General features: G+C 46.7%; 16 protein-coding genes. 8 read left to right on the top strand and 8 right to left on the bottom strand.

Going from position 1 to position 15,302, the window contains the following annotated elements; genetic code table 11:
* Positions 1–147: 147 nt before the first annotated feature.
* Together QUB11_RS23235 and hslO are read right to left on the bottom strand one after the other, a co-directional pair.
* Positions 148–2,211, bottom strand: a complete 2,064-nt coding sequence (locus tag QUB11_RS23235; RefSeq protein ID WP_333206210.1) for a hypothetical protein — start codon at positions 2,209–2,211, stop codon at positions 148–150.
* Between the two features lie 246 nt (positions 2,212–2,457).
* Positions 2,458–3,357, bottom strand: a complete 900-nt coding sequence (hslO, locus tag QUB11_RS23230; protein ID WP_333206211.1) for an Hsp33 family molecular chaperone HslO — start codon at positions 3,355–3,357, stop codon at positions 2,458–2,460.
* Between the two features lie 403 nt (positions 3,358–3,760).
* On the opposite strand from hslO, the gene QUB11_RS23225 reads away from it, so the two are divergent.
* Positions 3,761–4,414: a Crp/Fnr family transcriptional regulator gene (locus tag QUB11_RS23225; protein ID WP_333206212.1), complete on the top strand. Its 654-nt coding sequence runs from the start codon at positions 3,761–3,763 to the stop codon at positions 4,412–4,414.
* Positions 4,415–4,840: 426 nt separating this feature from the next.
* Here the strand turns inward: QUB11_RS23225 and QUB11_RS23220 are convergent, their stop codons facing one another.
* Complete coding sequence (locus QUB11_RS23220; RefSeq protein ID WP_333206213.1) at positions 4,841–6,061, bottom strand: FtsW/RodA/SpoVE family cell cycle protein; 1,221 nt, start codon at positions 6,059–6,061, stop codon at positions 4,841–4,843.
* Positions 6,062–6,097: 36 nt separating this feature from the next.
* Here QUB11_RS23220 and QUB11_RS23215 point away from each other — a divergent pair, with 36 nt between their 5' ends.
* Positions 6,098–6,520: an EamA family transporter gene (locus QUB11_RS23215; RefSeq protein ID WP_333176798.1), complete on the top strand. Its 423-nt coding sequence runs from the start codon at positions 6,098–6,100 to the stop codon at positions 6,518–6,520.
* Positions 6,521–6,632: 112 nt separating this feature from the next.
* Here the strand turns inward: QUB11_RS23215 and QUB11_RS23210 are convergent, their stop codons facing one another.
* The 4 genes from QUB11_RS23210 to QUB11_RS23195 all read right to left on the bottom strand — a co-directional run bounded on the left by QUB11_RS23210 (position 6,633) and on the right by QUB11_RS23195 (position 9,045).
* Entirely contained in the window at positions 6,633–6,836 is a 204-nt protein-coding gene (locus tag QUB11_RS23210) for a phycobilisome linker polypeptide (protein WP_006634929.1), read from the bottom strand.
* Between the two features lie 340 nt (positions 6,837–7,176).
* Complete coding sequence (gene apcB / locus QUB11_RS23205; RefSeq protein WP_006634930.1) at positions 7,177–7,662, bottom strand: allophycocyanin subunit beta; 486 nt, start codon at positions 7,660–7,662, stop codon at positions 7,177–7,179.
* A gap of 176 nt (positions 7,663–7,838) precedes the next feature.
* A complete protein-coding gene (gene apcA / locus QUB11_RS23200) occupies positions 7,839–8,324 on the bottom strand; it encodes an allophycocyanin subunit alpha (protein ID WP_333036136.1) in 486 nt (161 codons plus the stop codon).
* A gap of 472 nt (positions 8,325–8,796) precedes the next feature.
* Positions 8,797–9,045: a hypothetical protein gene (locus QUB11_RS23195; RefSeq protein WP_333257511.1), complete on the bottom strand. Its 249-nt coding sequence runs from the start codon at positions 9,043–9,045 to the stop codon at positions 8,797–8,799.
* Between the two features lie 112 nt (positions 9,046–9,157).
* Here QUB11_RS23195 and QUB11_RS23190 point away from each other — a divergent pair, with 112 nt between their 5' ends.
* Positions 9,158–10,360 carry a hypothetical protein gene (locus QUB11_RS23190; protein ID WP_333206218.1) on the top strand — a complete coding sequence of 401 codons (1,203 nt, stop codon included), beginning with the start codon at positions 9,158–9,160 and terminating at the stop codon, positions 10,358–10,360.
* Positions 10,361–10,610: 250 nt separating this feature from the next.
* On the opposite strand, the gene QUB11_RS23185 is transcribed toward QUB11_RS23190, so the two are convergent.
* A complete protein-coding gene (locus tag QUB11_RS23185; protein WP_333206220.1) occupies positions 10,611–11,195 on the bottom strand; it encodes an endonuclease dU in 585 nt (194 codons plus the stop codon).
* Between the two features lie 100 nt (positions 11,196–11,295).
* Between QUB11_RS23185 and glpK the strand changes: the two genes are divergently transcribed.
* The 5 genes from glpK (at position 11,296) to rplU (ending at position 15,275) form a co-directional block, all read left to right on the top strand.
* A complete protein-coding gene (gene glpK / locus QUB11_RS23180) occupies positions 11,296–12,783 on the top strand; it encodes a glycerol kinase GlpK (protein ID WP_333206222.1) in 1,488 nt (495 codons plus the stop codon).
* Positions 12,784–12,857: 74 nt separating this feature from the next.
* Positions 12,858–13,229, top strand: coding sequence for a c-type cytochrome (locus tag QUB11_RS23175; RefSeq protein ID WP_333206224.1), 372 nt, complete (start codon positions 12,858–12,860; stop codon positions 13,227–13,229).
* A 231-nt stretch (positions 13,230–13,460) separates the two neighbouring features.
* On the top strand, positions 13,461–13,961 hold the full coding sequence (locus QUB11_RS23170) for a DUF3122 domain-containing protein (RefSeq protein ID WP_333206225.1): 501 nt from the start codon (positions 13,461–13,463) through the stop codon (positions 13,959–13,961).
* 325 nt (positions 13,962–14,286) lie between these two features.
* Positions 14,287–14,502 (top strand): hypothetical protein, encoded by a 216-nt coding sequence (locus QUB11_RS23165; RefSeq protein ID WP_015176895.1) that lies wholly within the window; start codon positions 14,287–14,289, stop codon positions 14,500–14,502.
* A gap of 380 nt (positions 14,503–14,882) precedes the next feature.
* Positions 14,883–15,275 (top strand): 50S ribosomal protein L21, encoded by a 393-nt coding sequence (gene rplU, locus QUB11_RS23160; protein ID WP_333036112.1) that lies wholly within the window; start codon positions 14,883–14,885, stop codon positions 15,273–15,275.
* Positions 15,276–15,302: the final 27 nt, after the last annotated feature.

Genomic DNA, 15,302 nt, shown 5'->3' with positions numbered 1-15,302 from the left:
TCCAAAAAGGACGGGCGGGACGCCCATCCCACAATAACAATTAAAATTGTAAGTTATTTAATTCGCGATCCTTAGTCGGTTTTAACCGAATGCAAGCTGTGAGACGGGGGTTTAAACCCCCGCCCAATGTCGGGCAAACCAGTTAACCTAGCGATTGCCAGAGCTGGTCGGAGGCTCAGTTTCCGGCGGTTCGGGAGGGGGAGATTCAGACTCAGGAGGATTCAGCGACTCCTCCCAAACTTTGATTTGCGATCGAGCTTGCTCAAAAGCCCGAGTGCCCGAGGGAATTTTCTTCAAAGTCGCGATCGCCCCAGCCAGATCCGACGACGACTCTTCCACACCCAGCGCCAAAATCCGCTGGCTCCACTCATCAATCGCCTCACTCGCCTGCCACCGGAGCGAACTCGACTCGGGAACCTGAAGAGCCAGCGCAATAGCCGTTTGCAAAGCGTCAGCAGTCCCGGCTCGGGCCGTCTGACGGGCGTTCTGCAAACCTTGCTCGCCCTGAAATTGAGCCTCCCAAGTCCGAATGTTCGATCGAGCTTCCTCATAAAGCACCCGTCCCGATCGAATCCGGCGGGCCATCTCAATTGCCCCCGCCAAATTGCCGCCCGCCGCTAGCTGCTGAGCTCTATCCAAAAACGGCTGGTCAACAAGCCGCTGTCTCCTCTCGATCCAAGCTTGAATTTTGGCTTGAGCTTCCACGTAAAGCGCCCTACCTCTAGCAATCCGAGAAGCTTGAGCAACGGCGGCTTCCAGAGAATTCGGATCGCCCGTACTCGCCAAATCGTTCGCTCTTTGCAAATACGGACTGTCTTCCAGCAGCTCGATTTGACGGCTCAAAGTGCTAATTTGACGGCGAGCTTCCGAAGCGCGGGGATTTGATTCCGGGACTGTTTGCAATTGCGCGATCGCAGCCCTCAAATCATTTACCCCACCCGGCGCCGCCAGCCTGCTTGCCAAATCCAAAACTTTCACATCAGCCATTTCTTGTTGCCAGCGGCCGACTAAATCTTGAGCTTGTTTGTATAAAGGGCGGCCGGACTTCAACTTTTGAGCAATCTCGATCGCCTTGGAGAAACCCTCAACAGAGCCAGTCAAAGCCTGAGAAGTAGCATTCGCCAACTCATTAAAATCCTGTACTTGTTCCCTTAAATTTGCCGACTCTGGAATCTTATTAGCGATCGCCATCGCCTCCTGCCAATCCCCTGCCTGCAAGCGTTTTTGGGCGATATCCAGAATTTTCTTGCTAAATTCCGCGATCGCCTTATTGGCAGCTTGATACAAATAACTGTTTTGATCAATTCCCTCAGCCAGCTTAATCCCCGTCACCAGATTGTCGAGACCTCCCTCGGAGGCTTTATTCCGGGCTTTTAGCAACTTATTGCCCTCAGCCCGAGTCGTCTGAATTAGCTTAGTCAATTCCTCGTACTTAGCCGATTCCCAGAAAGTATTTCCCAAATCCAAAAGCAGAGTAGCTTGGCGGAAAGCCAGCGGCCACTCTTCCTGACGCAAGTGGTCTTCAGCCGTGCGGTAAATTTTCTCTGCATCGCTCCATATCGACTGCCACTTTTCAATCTGCTTTTCCATCTTCGGGTAAGCCGGAACGTTTTTAGGAACCTTACGAGCGAGGGCAATCGCCTCATCCAGCTTTCCTTCTTGGAAACTAGCATTTCCCAGCCTAATAATATCCTCCGACCACCGATCGATTTGAGTGTTAATTCTCGGCCGCAGCGGATGGTTTTGTGGCAAAGCATTCACTAATTCGATCGCCCTGAGCAAATCATCCGCCGTCCGCTTGCTTGCTGCTTCTTGAGCGCAAAAAAAGCGATCGTTAGCAGAAGCCGTCGGCCAAAAAATCTTTGAGCAATTTGACTGCGAGGTCAGGTTGAGCAAAGACGCAATTGCCACAAACCCCATACCCACCGATAGCATCAAACTCACCGCCAGCCAAAACTGCCACTTATTCGACCAGTTCCGCCAAAACGGATTGTGTTCCTCCGGCGGCTGCGAGTTTTCCCCAGACAAATTTGGCGGTAGTTCCAGATGCCCTCCCGGCAGTTTTCCCGAAGTAACCAACTCTCGGAGCTCTTTAAGTCGTTGGGCCCGGTTTTTCCTTGCTGGTAGCCGCACCAGCGACGAAGTATCCTTTGTTGACTCCAAGGATTCTGATGCCGACCAACGGCCTGATGTTTTGCGATCTTGACTCATATCCTCACCACAAACAGCAACCAGCCTGTCTTAATTATTTCAAAACAGCGATCGCTGCTATTGACTGCTCTATAGAATGTATTCATCACTTTGAAATACTCCTGCAGGCGAAAGACTGCAAGAGCCGATCGCCCAACCGCCAAAATCAAAATTTTGTGATTAGGTAATTGATAATGCGTAATTGGCAATTGGTCAAGGCCATCATCCCTAACTCGCACTCAATAGAGCCAATTACACATTATCGTCTCAAGAACCGGAGTTCGATCGCAAATCGCCGATCAGTTCCGCGAGTTGGTCGCTATTAGCTTGGTAAACCTCGTTGCAGAAATGGCACGTAGCCTCAGCCCCCCCATCTTTTTCAATCATGTCTTGGAGTTCCGCTTCGCCCAACATTTTCAGAGCTCCCAAAACTCGATCGAACGAACAGCCACAGTCAAAGCGCACCATCTGAGTTTCCGGGAAAATTTCCAAACCCATATCTCCCAGTAACTCTTCGAGAATCTGGTGCAGCGTTTTGCCCGATCGCAGCAGTGGCGTAAAGCCCGACAATTGAGCAACTCTAGATTCTAAAGTTTGCACCAATTTTTCGTCCGTTGCCGCCTTCGGCAGAACCTGCAACAGCACACCCCCAGACGCTTCTACCCCGCCCGCCCCCACAAACACCCCCAAAACCAGAGCCGAAGGCGTTTGCTCCGAGGTTGCCAAATAGTGAGTCAGATCGTCGCCAATTTCGCCGGAAACCAATTCTACCGTACTCGAATAAGGGAAGCCATATCCAACGTCCCGCACCACGTACAAATAACCGTCACCTATTGCTCCGCCGACATCGAGTTTGCCTTTAGCATTGGGCGGCAGTTCCACTTCGGGATTGTCCACATAACCTCGAACCGTTCCATCCAGTCCCGCATCAACCAGAAGCCCGCCCAGCGGCCCATCTCCTTTGATGCGAATGTTGACTCTCGATTCTGGCCGTTTCATGCTGGAGGCGAGTAACAGCCCTGCTGACATCGTGCGGCCGAGGGCGGCTGTAGCGACGTAGGAGAGCTTGTGCCGCTGTCTTGCTTCTTCGGTGAGGCGGGTGGAAATGACGGCTACAGCGCGAATTCCGCCCTCTGCGGCTGTAGCGCGAATTAATTGATCGGCCATGAAAAACCTTACTTTGTCTTTTGATACCTTCTTGAACTATTTTAGAAGTTCTTGAAAATTGTGGCAGCAGAGAGCAGCAGTTGACTCGGCGGGCCTGGATGTGCGATCGAACTTCAGAACTCGCCTCTGTTTTCTGTAAAACCTTAATTAACCGACTATTTATTAACAAATATTTTGATTCATTATTCCACTTAAATATTTATTTAAGATGCCCGGAATAACGAGTGCATTTATTTTCCATAATCCACCGTGTTCTCACTCATTTTATAACAACTAATGACTAATGACTAATGACTAAAGCTTATCTTGCCGCTAACCAGAAGATTACCAAACCTTTACCTTTGCCGGTTAGAGTCAGAGGCGTAGGTCTCAGACCAATGTTTTTTAGCTGGAAATAACGGATATGCCACCAACATCCAAAGCACTTTTAGCGGAAGTCCAGCATAACACAGGAGCGAGTCGAAACTTGCATTTTTATGCTAAGGGCGAAACCATTCCTATGATGTCGCATGGCCTGTGGCGAGTCTGTCAAGGTTTAGCACAACTGAGTACGCTTTATCCAAACGGGGAAGAAGGACTTTTGGGTTGGGTTGGGCCTTCGATGTGCTTCGGTTTGTGGTTGACAAGCTTGCAGACTTACCGAGCTACGGCGACATCAGATATGTATTTGATGTGGTATTCTATGGTGGAAATCGAAGCTTCTCCTCAATTGGCTCACGAGTTGCTGCCTCAAATGGTACGGCGGCTGCGGCAAATGGAAGCAATTTTGGCGATCGCCGGACAGCGGCGAGTAGATGACCGTTTGTATCAGCTACTGCTTTTATTGCAACAGGAATTCGGTCAGCCTGTGCTTGAGGGAACTCGTTTGAATATCCGTTTGACACATCAAGATATTGCTAATGCGATTTGCACGACGCGGGTAACAGTAACTCGAATGCTGGGAAAATTGCAGCAGCAAGGGTTAATCAGTCGAGATGGCGATCGGCATTTAATTCTTAACAAAGATGTTTTTGCCTCCACATCGGATTTGTTTAGCTGCAACCCTCAAGCAGTGTAGAACCGACAGCAATTTGCATCTACACTTTTTGCATCTACATAAAGTCTTCCAGTATTAGCTATCAAATCTCAGTGCATCAGAATTGTTTGTCTGGCTCTTCCTCCCGCTATCTACAGCAATATCTTTGCAGCCGGAAAAGATATAATTAAGCGGTGCATCTATTTAGGACTAAACTCAATGGCTAACTCAACTCAAGAAACACCGCAACCAGACAAAAAAGAATTAACTGAGATCACAGCTAAACCTCAAGAACAACAAGAAGAACCGCCAAATAAAGGTGACGGGCGGAAATAGTCGATCGCGCGGAATGATACCGCAGCAGAAGGTAAAGAAACCGGGTTTTTCACCTATATTTAAGGTTTTAGGCAAATATTTTGGTGAAAAAACCCGGTTTCTAGTCGCGCTTCCCCGAAATAACTTGACAAATTATTCGGTTTGTGTAGTGGCGTTGTTCGATCGTAACTTCGGCTTTTCCGGCTTCCCTCTGCGTCCATCCAAAGAAACCACATCAGCCTCAGAACTCTCCCTCGCCACCCGAATCAGCAACCCCGACAACAACAAACTTGCCAACATCGACGAGCCCCCGTAACTAAAAAACGGCAGCGGCAAACCCGTAGTCGGCAAAACCCCCGTCGCCACCCCAATATTCAACAGCGACTGTCCCACCATCACCACCATCACCCCAATCGCCACCAACTGAGACTCAATATTTCGAGCCTTCATCGCTACCCTCAAAGCCACAGTCGAGTAAGCCGCCAACATCAGCAACAGCGAGAAACCTCCCACCAAACCAAACTCCTCAGCAAACACAGCAAAAATAAAATCGCTGTACTGAATCGGCAAATAAAATAACTTTTGCTGCGACATCCCCAAACCCACACCCCAAATGCCCCCAGAACCAACAGCCAGCAGACTTTGAATCAACTGATAGCCGTCTTGCATCGGATCAGCCCAAGGATTGAGAAAAGACATAATCCGGCGGCGCTGATATTCCCTCAAACTAATACTTAAAACCGCTAAAAGCATTCCCCCCATAGCCGTTGCGCCCAACTGCAAGTAAGGTAAGCCCGCAGCCAAAGCCACCAACCACAAAGTCATCCCGCACAAAGCCGTGGTACTTAAATTTGGCTGCAACAAAATTCCCAAAAGCATTGCACCGAAAATTAACAGCCAAGTTAAGCGAACTTTATTTGTCAACCGGGGCCAGTTACCGAAAATGCGGGCGCTTTGGAGAACAAAAAACGGCTTGATTAACTCAGAAGGTTGAATAATCGGAACCGGGCCCAGAGATATCCAGCGAGTCGCCCCGTTGATGGTGGTTCCCACTCCCGGAACTAAGGTCAACCAGAGCAATCCCAGCAGCAATAAAACGCCTAACTGAGATGTTTTCATGATGTAGCGCAGTGGGGAGTACACTATCAAGTTAAAGCCGGCCAGCCCGATCGCCACTGCGATTAGCTGTCGTTTAAAATAATAAAGGCCGTCTCCAAATTCATAATTTGCAATGGGATAGGAAGCCGAAAACAATGCTGTCAGCCCGACAAACAGCCACAGAAAAGTCAGCCACCTCAGCCACCGGGCCTCAGCGGCCCATTGAGAGGCACTGGGGTCAAAAAAGGGAATCAAGCGTCGAATGTCATTAGCCATAGGATTTTAGAATGCTCTCAATAAACTCTAACAAAGATGGCTAAAGTACCAGATTGGTTAATTTACGCATTAATCTGTTCGCTATTATATGGTTTGTGGGGATTTTTTGGCAATTTAGCGACTAAATATATTGATTACAAAACTGCTTTTGTTTATGAAGCAATTGGCGCTATTTTAACTACTTTATTTATTATTATCCAAACTAATAACTTTAGTTTTGAGGGAGATGTTAGGGGAATTTTGTTTGCCATGTTAGTTGGCGTTTGTGGTACGGTGGCATCATTAGTATTTTTTATAGCCCTTGGTAAAGGTGAAGTTGCCAATGTAGTGAGTGTTACGTCTATCTACCCGCTGATTACTATATTATTATCGTCTTTATTCTTGAAAGAGGCTATTACATTACCACAAATGCTTGCTGTTTTGTTAGCGATAATCGCAGTTATACTTTCTGCTTATTGAAATATTTGTCAATGATTAAATTAACAACGCTGGGCATTCTTCCTTCTACTATAACAAACAAAAAAGAGGTCGATCGCGACCTCTTACCCCTCTACTAATCCAGCTTCGGCTCTTAAAGTAAACCTGTATTAGCACCGGGCTTACCGGTAGCCAGTTGCACTTTAATAATTCTGCCGCCCATTTTCATAATTCTTTGCTGTTCCCGGAACCAGTTGTCGTAAGGAACGAGCTTAGTAAAATAGGTATTTTGCAATTCGCGCTGAGTGCGGATGCGAGTTTGACTTGGGACGCAAGCAGTCACCTTAAACATTCTCATGGGAAACAAACTCCTGAGTAGGTTTACAGATTATTAGATGGATTTTTTAAAGATTGAAGGCAGGGAGTTAGGAGTCAAAACTAGCTCGTTAAAACTCGTCGGGCTTTCTCGGCAAGCCTTTGACGGTCTAGCAATCACTCTCAACTTCCCTGACCTCTTTTCAAAGTCAAAGGTAACAAGTCCAAAGTAAAAAGTTAAAAGTTAAAAGAGGCAAGAAATAAATCTTCTTCCTTCTTCCGACTTCCATCGGACTGAAATCTGTTACATCCGTTACATCAGTTACATCCGTTACAGAATCCGTTGCCGAACTTCCTTCTTCCTTCTTCCTTCTTCCTGAGTCTTAGCTCAAGCCAGAGCAGATGTAGTCGAAATAGACGCCCATTTCTTTACCAGCGTCAGAACCGACCAAACCGGCGGTGACTTCTTTCATTGCTTGGATTGCTTGTACGGTAGAACCGATGGGCACGCCCAAGGAGTTGTAGGTTTCTTTCAAACCGTTGAGCACGCGCTCATCGAGGATGGAAGGGTCGCCAGCTAGCATAGCGTAGGTGGCATAGCGGAGGTAGTAGTCCAAGTCGCGGATGCAAGCTGCATAACGACGAGTGGTGTACATATTGCCGCCGGGACGAGTTACATCAGAGTACAACAGAGACTTAGCAACTGCTTCTTTGACGATTGTGGCTGCATTAGCGCTGATGGCGGTAGCGGCGCGGACGCGCAGTTCGCCAGAAGCAAAGTAGTTCTTGAGCTTGTCTAGAGCGCTGATGTCGAGGTACTTACCTTGAACGTCAGAGGAATTGATAACGGCGGTAATTGCGTCTTGCATGGTTGTCTTGTTTCCTAGAAAGTGGCTGAGTCAGTCCAATTTTGGAGCTAGAATTTGGAATTTGGGATTTGGGATTTGAGATTTTTAACTGGCTGGTTATTTGCAAAAGCTTTTAACTTGTTGCCGGCAACCCCCAATTTTTCAATCTAAAATCGAAAACCTAAAATCGAAATTCCTTACTGCATCGCACCGATAACGTAGTCGAAGTAGGAGGAAGCTTCGGAAGCATCTTCTCCAGACAGCAGCGAGCTTGCTGCATTTTTCATAGCGCGAACGCCTTCGGCGACGGCTTCAATCGGGGTGCCGAGAGATTTGTACATTTCGCGGACGCCGACAATACCGATTTCTTCGATCGGAGTAATGTCGCCAGCTACGATTCCGTAGGTAATCAAACGCAGGTAGTAGTCCATGTCGCGCAAGCAAGTTGCGGTCATTTCTTCGCCGTAAGCGTTGCCGCCGGGAGAAACAATATCAGGGCGCTTTTGGAAAAGTTGGTCGCCTGCTTGCTTGACGATGCGTTCGCGGGATTCGCTCAAAATTTGGGCGATGCGGACGCGGCGTTCACCAGAGGTGACGAAGCTTTTGATCCGATCTAATTCACCTGGGCTCAAGTAGCGAGCTTCGGCGTCTGCGTTGACGATTGATTTGGTGACGATACTCATCTTGTGTGTACCCGCTGGATATTTTGCTATATGAACTGCTCTGCGCTGAGCTAGCGAAAGCGGGCGCTTGTGTCCCGTATCTTTCCTGCTCAGGCAGGAGCTTTGACGGGGAAGGCTGGACTTTCCACACTCAGCAACTGTTGAAGTTGTTGGCGGTTGACTGCCTTCGGTGCTTAACGGCGCTTGTTCTTCACACCGGTGCGCTTGTGAGTGCCCGCACTAAGCCTGTCGCTTACAATACCATAAATGACTGATGCGATCTTTAATTTATGATAAAGATTGCAGCAGGCCACTTAGTGGCGATCGAGTGACTGTCGGACAGTTAGTAAGGATATTGCTCCTCGGACGCAACTACCTCTCGCAAGTATTTTGAGGCATTATGTTCACATTCTGAGTGTTACTGTAATAGTTTGTAACATTCCTTTTCATATTTTGGGCCCTCGCTTGGGTCTGAGGAGTTAAAATTTCACAGTTAAAAAATTGCTAAAATTATCTTGCAGCAATGGTTACAGGCGATCGAGCCTTGAGCGGGAATTGTGACGGGCGACAGCGCAACCCTCAAAGACTTTTCCCTTAGAGGGAGACAGGCGGGAGACAGGCGGGAGACAGGCGGGGAGAGGTGCGATCGTCTCACACTCACATCTTGCACCATTCTCAAGAACAGGCAAGATGCCTGTTCCACAAAGAGTAGATTTTCTTGTGGGGAGTAGGGGTTGGGCATCCTGCCCGCCCGTGAAAGGCTTATTAACAATGGTGCCAGATATCAGATCATCGGAAATCCTAACTTTCGAGCTTGTAGCTAGATTTGACTCTCACTTTAAATCTGGTGCGCCGTGAAAAGAAATCTATCAGCCCTTAAAAAAGCTTTACAGTTTGGCATTAGCGGTGCTGTCGGCGGTTTCGTCGGCAATCTCATCACCGAACCTTTCATGCAGGGGCTCACTGGTTCGGAATCTGTTTTTGACAGTGTATTTTCTACAGCTCGCTGGTTTGGATTGGTAGGCGGTGGTATTGCTACGGCTATCATGTTCGGCTATTATTACTATATCAAAGGCAAGCCTCAAATTACACAGGCTTTAAAAAATGGCGGATTGTTTGGTTTAATAGCAGGAGCCATTTCTGGGGCGATCGCCGAAGGTATTTATAGCGGAATTGGCGACGGAAACAACGAATTATTGCGAGTAATTTGCTGGGGAATAGCTGGCAGTTTGTTAGGACTTGGACTTGCACAGCGGATTCCTAATTTGGGAGCGCTTCGCGGCACGGGAGGCGGCGGTGTTGGAGGAGTTTTGGGCGGCTGTTTGTTTATTCTGTTTGCTTACAATCTATCCGGTACTGCGGGCCGTTTAGCTGGCTGTGCTGCGATCGGTTTTTGGATTGGAATTATGCTAGTTGTAGCTGAAACTTTGTTCAACAAAGCTTGGCTGGTAATTAGTTACGATACCGGAGCAAATCGTACTCTCACTCTGGGTTCGGAACCGATCACTTTTGGCAGTGATGAAAATTTGTCTATTATCTGCATTCCTAATGTTTCGCCCTTGGCCATGCGGTTTCAATTGGAAGCAGGTCAAATTGTTTGCGAGAATGTTGATAGCGGGGCCGTGAGTTATTTGCGATCGGGCGACCAAAAGAAAATCGGCAACTGTACAATTACAGTAGGAAACTCTGACTTGCCAGCCCCAACACCGACAAATCTTCCGCCTACTTTTATATCAGATCAGCCCGCAGTAAATTCTTTTACCAGCCGCCAATTTTCCCTGAAATTAGGAAGTCGAGTTATTCCTCTGAGTGCGGGAACTCAAATATTCACTTCTGACATACCGAGTTTAACAGCCGCAGCATCTAACGGTCTTGTAGCTATAGTCACTTCTCGATCGAGAAACGAGCTTTCGTTAGGATTGACCAATTTGTGCGATCGCGCTTGGTGGGCTACAGACATTCAAGGCGATATAAAAATGGTAGAACCTGAAAATACCCTAACTTTGGGGTTGGGAACTAAAATCGAATTCGGTGAATTAGAGGGCGAAATTGTGTAATTAAGCGAGTAGAAACTGAGATATTGCACCATTGTCAATAAACTTTTCATGGCCGGGCAGGATGCCCAGCCCACAAGAAAATTTACTCTGTGTGGAACGGGCGGGCAGGATGCCCAACCCCTACTCCCCACAAGAAAATTTAGTCGGTGTGGAACGGGCATCTTGCCCGTTCTTAACAGGATATCCGGCCCACCGCACAAAAAAATTTCCTCTGTGTGGAACGGGCATCTTGCCCGTTCCTAACAATAATTCAAGCAGAACTGCCACTAACTCCATTAATTACCGCCGCACCAATCAAATGAGCCAAACGCAAAGCTTCAGGAACTTTACCAGTGTCTGTCAAACGCTGGAGTACCCTCGCTATTACTTCCGGTTGTTCGCCACAAACTTGAAAAAAGAAAGGTTCAAAAGCGTGAATTTTCCCAGCGCGGCGCAACAATTCTAAACGGTATTCCGAGTCGGGTAAATGGCGGAGGGCTTTTTCAACAGCAGCTAAATTTGGTTGGCGGCGCATGACAGCAACGCAAGGAATTTGCAGCCGCGATGCTAACTCGGGAAGGTCAATAATATTGAAGCCACCGAAAGCAATTCCGTCTAGCAAAACCAGATGCAATTGCGGCAGAAATTTGCCTCCGAGGAGTAGCCCAGAAATAGCATCCGTGGCATCTAATCCGTCTGGCAAAACTTGTCCCCACACCATTCCTTCAAATCGAGTTCCCCCGCAGACTATGCCCGCGATCGACACCAGGCTGCCGCTTGTACGAGAAAACGGAGCGTCGTCAAAGCCAATAACCTTAATTGTGCGATCGAGCCTCAGCAAATCTGCCAGTTTCAACTTGTGGAGTTCCCTAAGCTAAAGTTTTTGACATTAATTTGACTTCTAGATATAGTATCATATACGTTAAAGACCTCATTACTAAAAATATTTTAGACAATTGGTAAAAAAATACGTAGCAGCGATCGACCAAGGAACCACCAGCACCAGATTTATCATATTCGATCGCCTGGGACAGATAATTTGTCGCAACCAACAAGAACACCAGCAAATCTATCCCCAACCAGGATGGGTTGAACACAATCCCGATGAAATTTGGCAGCGCACCCAAAGCGTGATTAAAAATGCCCTCGAAATCGGCAATATCGACCCGAAAGATATTGCTGCACTCGGTATTGCCAACCAGCGCGAAACTACAATTGTTTGGGACAGAAACACTGGCAAGCCTTACGGCAATGCGATTGTTTGGCAAGATACCCGCACTCGCTTTATTTGCGATCAATTAGCTGAAGTTGAGGGCAAAAATCGATTTCAAAAACGATGCGGTTTACCGCTGGCAACTTATTTCAGCGGGCCGAAAATTAAGTGGATGCTGGACAATATTCCAGGATTGCGGGAAGCGGCAAATCAAGGGGATGCGATTTTTGGCAATGTCGATACTTTCCTAATTTGGCACCTGACTGGCGGCGCGCACATTACCGATGTTACCAACGCCAGCCGCACGATGCTGATGGATTTGCAAACCCTCGATTGGGATACCGAAACTTTGGAAATAATGGCAATTCCCCGCCAGATGCTGCCAGAAATTCGCCCTTCGAGTCAAGTTTTTGGAACTGCAAAAGGATTGCTTGCAGGGGTTCCGATTGCTGCTGCTTTGGGCGATCAGCAAGCCGCCCTCGTCGGGCAAACTTGTTTCAATCCGGGGGAGGCGAAAAATACTTACGGTACGGGCTGTTTTATGCTGCTGAATACTGGTGAGACGATCGTCCCTTCAAAGCAAGGATTACTAACAACAGTCGCCTACAAGATGGGGGAATCGCCCGCTGTGTATGCTTTGGAAGGCAGTATTGCGATCGCCGGAGCTTTAGTGCAGTGGCTGCGCGACAATTTGGGCATCATCAACACATCTGCGGAAGTAGAAACATTAGCAAATACAGTCGAAGATAGCGGCGGAGTTTACATTGTCCCGGCATTTTCTGGACTCTACGCGCCCTATTGGAAAGACAGCGCGCGGGGAGTAATTGCAGGTTTAACTCGCTACGTGACTAAGGCACACATTGCCCGCGCAGTATTGGAAGCGACAGCGTGGCAAACGCGGGAAATTTTGGACGCTATGAATCAGGATTCAGCAGTGCAGCTTTTGTCTTTAAAAGTAGACGGAGGTATGGTGGGAAATCACACGCTGATGCAGTTTCAGAGCGATGTTTTGGGAGTGCCTGTGGTGCGGCCTGTGGTAGCAGAAACTACTGCACTCGGTGCCGCTTATGCGGCCGGTTTAGCCGTAGGTTTTTGGAGTCAGCTAGCCGAATTGCGGGACAATTGGGCGGTGGATTGTACTTGGGAACCGAAAATGCCGATCGCACTTCGCGAACAAAAATATCGCTTTTGGAAAAAAGCAGTTTCCCGCACATTCGATTGGGAAGAATAAATCGCTGAGTTAACCCCAAAATCCGTATTTAGTGATATCCTTAAATCCAGCACTATTTTTCAAATTGCAAATAGATGATTTCGCTAAAGAACTTAAAAAACATTATCACCGCCTTTCTATTGATACTGACACTGGCATTTGTAGAAATCGCTGCTAATTCCCAAATGGCGATCGCAGATACAACTACAAATCCCACAACTGCAGCCGAAGTCTTCAGCGCCAACTGTGCAGGCTGTCACATCAACGGCAGCAACATTATCAGGCGCGGCAAAAACTTGAAACAAAAAGCCTTAAAAAAATACGGCATGGATTCCATCGCCAACATTTCCAACTTAGTAACCAACGGCAAAGGTATTATGCCCGCTTACAAAGATCGTTTATCTGAACAACAAATTATCGATGTTTCAGCTTACGTGCTATCCCAAGCTGAAACCGATTGGAAATAAACCCGAATATGTACATTGTAAGACCAAGTTTAGCGCCTAACTTCAGGAAAACAAGCCGAGGTATAATGTAGGGGCAGGTTTAGCGCGTAACTTGGTCATAGATGAATAATCTTTATACAAAACCTGCCTGCTTCTTGTCTTTTATTGTTCATCCCTTAATAATCTCAATACAAACTTGTCCTTTTTTCTGTTTTTTGCTAAAAACCTGTATATTATTGGAGGTATTGCAAGTTGAAAAAACATTATTGGTGGCGTAAAACTTTAATTATTATTAGCTTGTGCTTGTATCTGATATTAGCTAGCAGCCCGCCCGCTTTCGCCTCGATTCACAAATATCCCGAAACTGCCGAGACAGTAATGTTCCGATCCGTACAAAGCCTGCGCAATACAGACGATAAAGCATGGCAAGTTGTTTTGTACAAGCGAGTAAAGTCGGGAGTAGTAAAGTCTTTAAATCTGAGATTAGTAGGATTTCCCGGAACAGAATTGCAGCACCCGGTTCCGCTGAAAGTTGTGGCGGGGAAGCGCGAAATTGGCAATGCTAATGATATTTGGAACGAGTCGGATTTGCCAATTAATGTCGGAGAATACGATTTCAAATCAATAATTACACAAGTGGAAAGTAATCGACCTTTGCGGTTGAGTTTGCCCGTGAAAAATCAAAAACAAACAGAATTGCTGGTTCCTCCTTTTGCTGTCAGAGAATGGCGGCTGTTGTTAGATAGAAACTAAATATACCAAGTTAAGCGCACTCTACATTTAAAATCGATACAATTTGCAATGTCACAAATGGCTATATTTAAATTATGCCTTAAGGTAGATTTAACGTAGTTGAAGGATAATGTTGTCTGACAAAAACTAAAGATACCAATTTAATCGCACTCTACATTTAAAATAGCTACAGTTTCATCAATGTATCAAAAATAACTTTATTTACATAGACCTTAAGGTAGATTTAACCTATTTGAAGGGTAATTATGAAACAAACTAAAAGCTGAGTTAGTCAGGTGACAAAACTTCAGTGTTTTAACGTAGGTGTATTCAGGGTAAATCTACTATGACTTTAATCAGTAAAATTGTCCGAAAAGCATTGGCAACAGGTTACTTAACGGTTGAGGCCGAAGAACAGTTGCGACAGCAGTTGCAGATGACTAAGTACGGTTTAGAAGATTTTGAGGCTTTTATTAATTTGCAAAAAGAGGTGATGGAAGGTCGGGTGAAACAGCAAGCTTTGGAATTGTTACGATCGCGCAAATGTTCTGCGACGGCTTGAATCGACTGCGATCGACCTTTTGGATCAATGGGATAAAAAAGTTACAGCATCTTCTATATTTTATCCCTAACAGGGCTTACGCATTAAGACCGAAGAAACCGGGTTTTTTACCTAATCTCTGGCTGAAAACGAAGAATTTTCGTAAAAAACCCGGTTTCTGACCACCCGTGCCTAAGTTTTACCTAATTAGAAATTTCCGGTGCCATAAAACTTGACAAAACTCCAATAATCCGCAATAATTGTAGATTGTCTGTCTAAATCCGGCTCGGATCAGGTTAAGACATTCCAAAAGCTAGAGAGCAGTCAGCAGTCAAAAGTCCACAACGACCAATGACCAATGACTCATCAGCTACCTGTACGGCAATTTCAACCACCATCCCATGACTTACGCAATCATTGAAACCGGCGGCAAACAATTTCGGGTAGAACCAGGCCGCTTCTACGACATCGAACTGCTTCACGTTGAAGCTGAATCCAAAGTCACCATAGACAAAGTATTTCTGATCCAGCACGAAGGCGAGGTTCATATCGGCCAGCCTCTACTAGAAAATGCCACAGTAGAAGGAACGGTTCTACGGCATTTCCGGGGCCGCAAAGTCCTCGTCTACAAGATGAAGCCGAAAAAGAAAACTCGGAAGAAAAAAGGGCACCGTCAAGAAACAACTCGCTTTATGATTGACTCGATTAGCGTCAACGGTACAGTCTTGGCCGCCAGAGACTTAACTCAAGCAGTTGTGGAAACTCCCCAAACCGCCGAAACTGATTCAGAATAAAACATAGTAAATACAGTTGAGGATATT

It is taken from the genome of Microcoleus sp. B6-A1 (assembly GCF_036705085.1).
GTDB lineage: Bacteria > Cyanobacteriota > Cyanobacteriia > Cyanobacteriales > Microcoleaceae > Microcoleus.
Note: the sequence above shows the minus strand (reverse complement) of the source record. Positions and strands in the feature narration are given on the sequence as shown.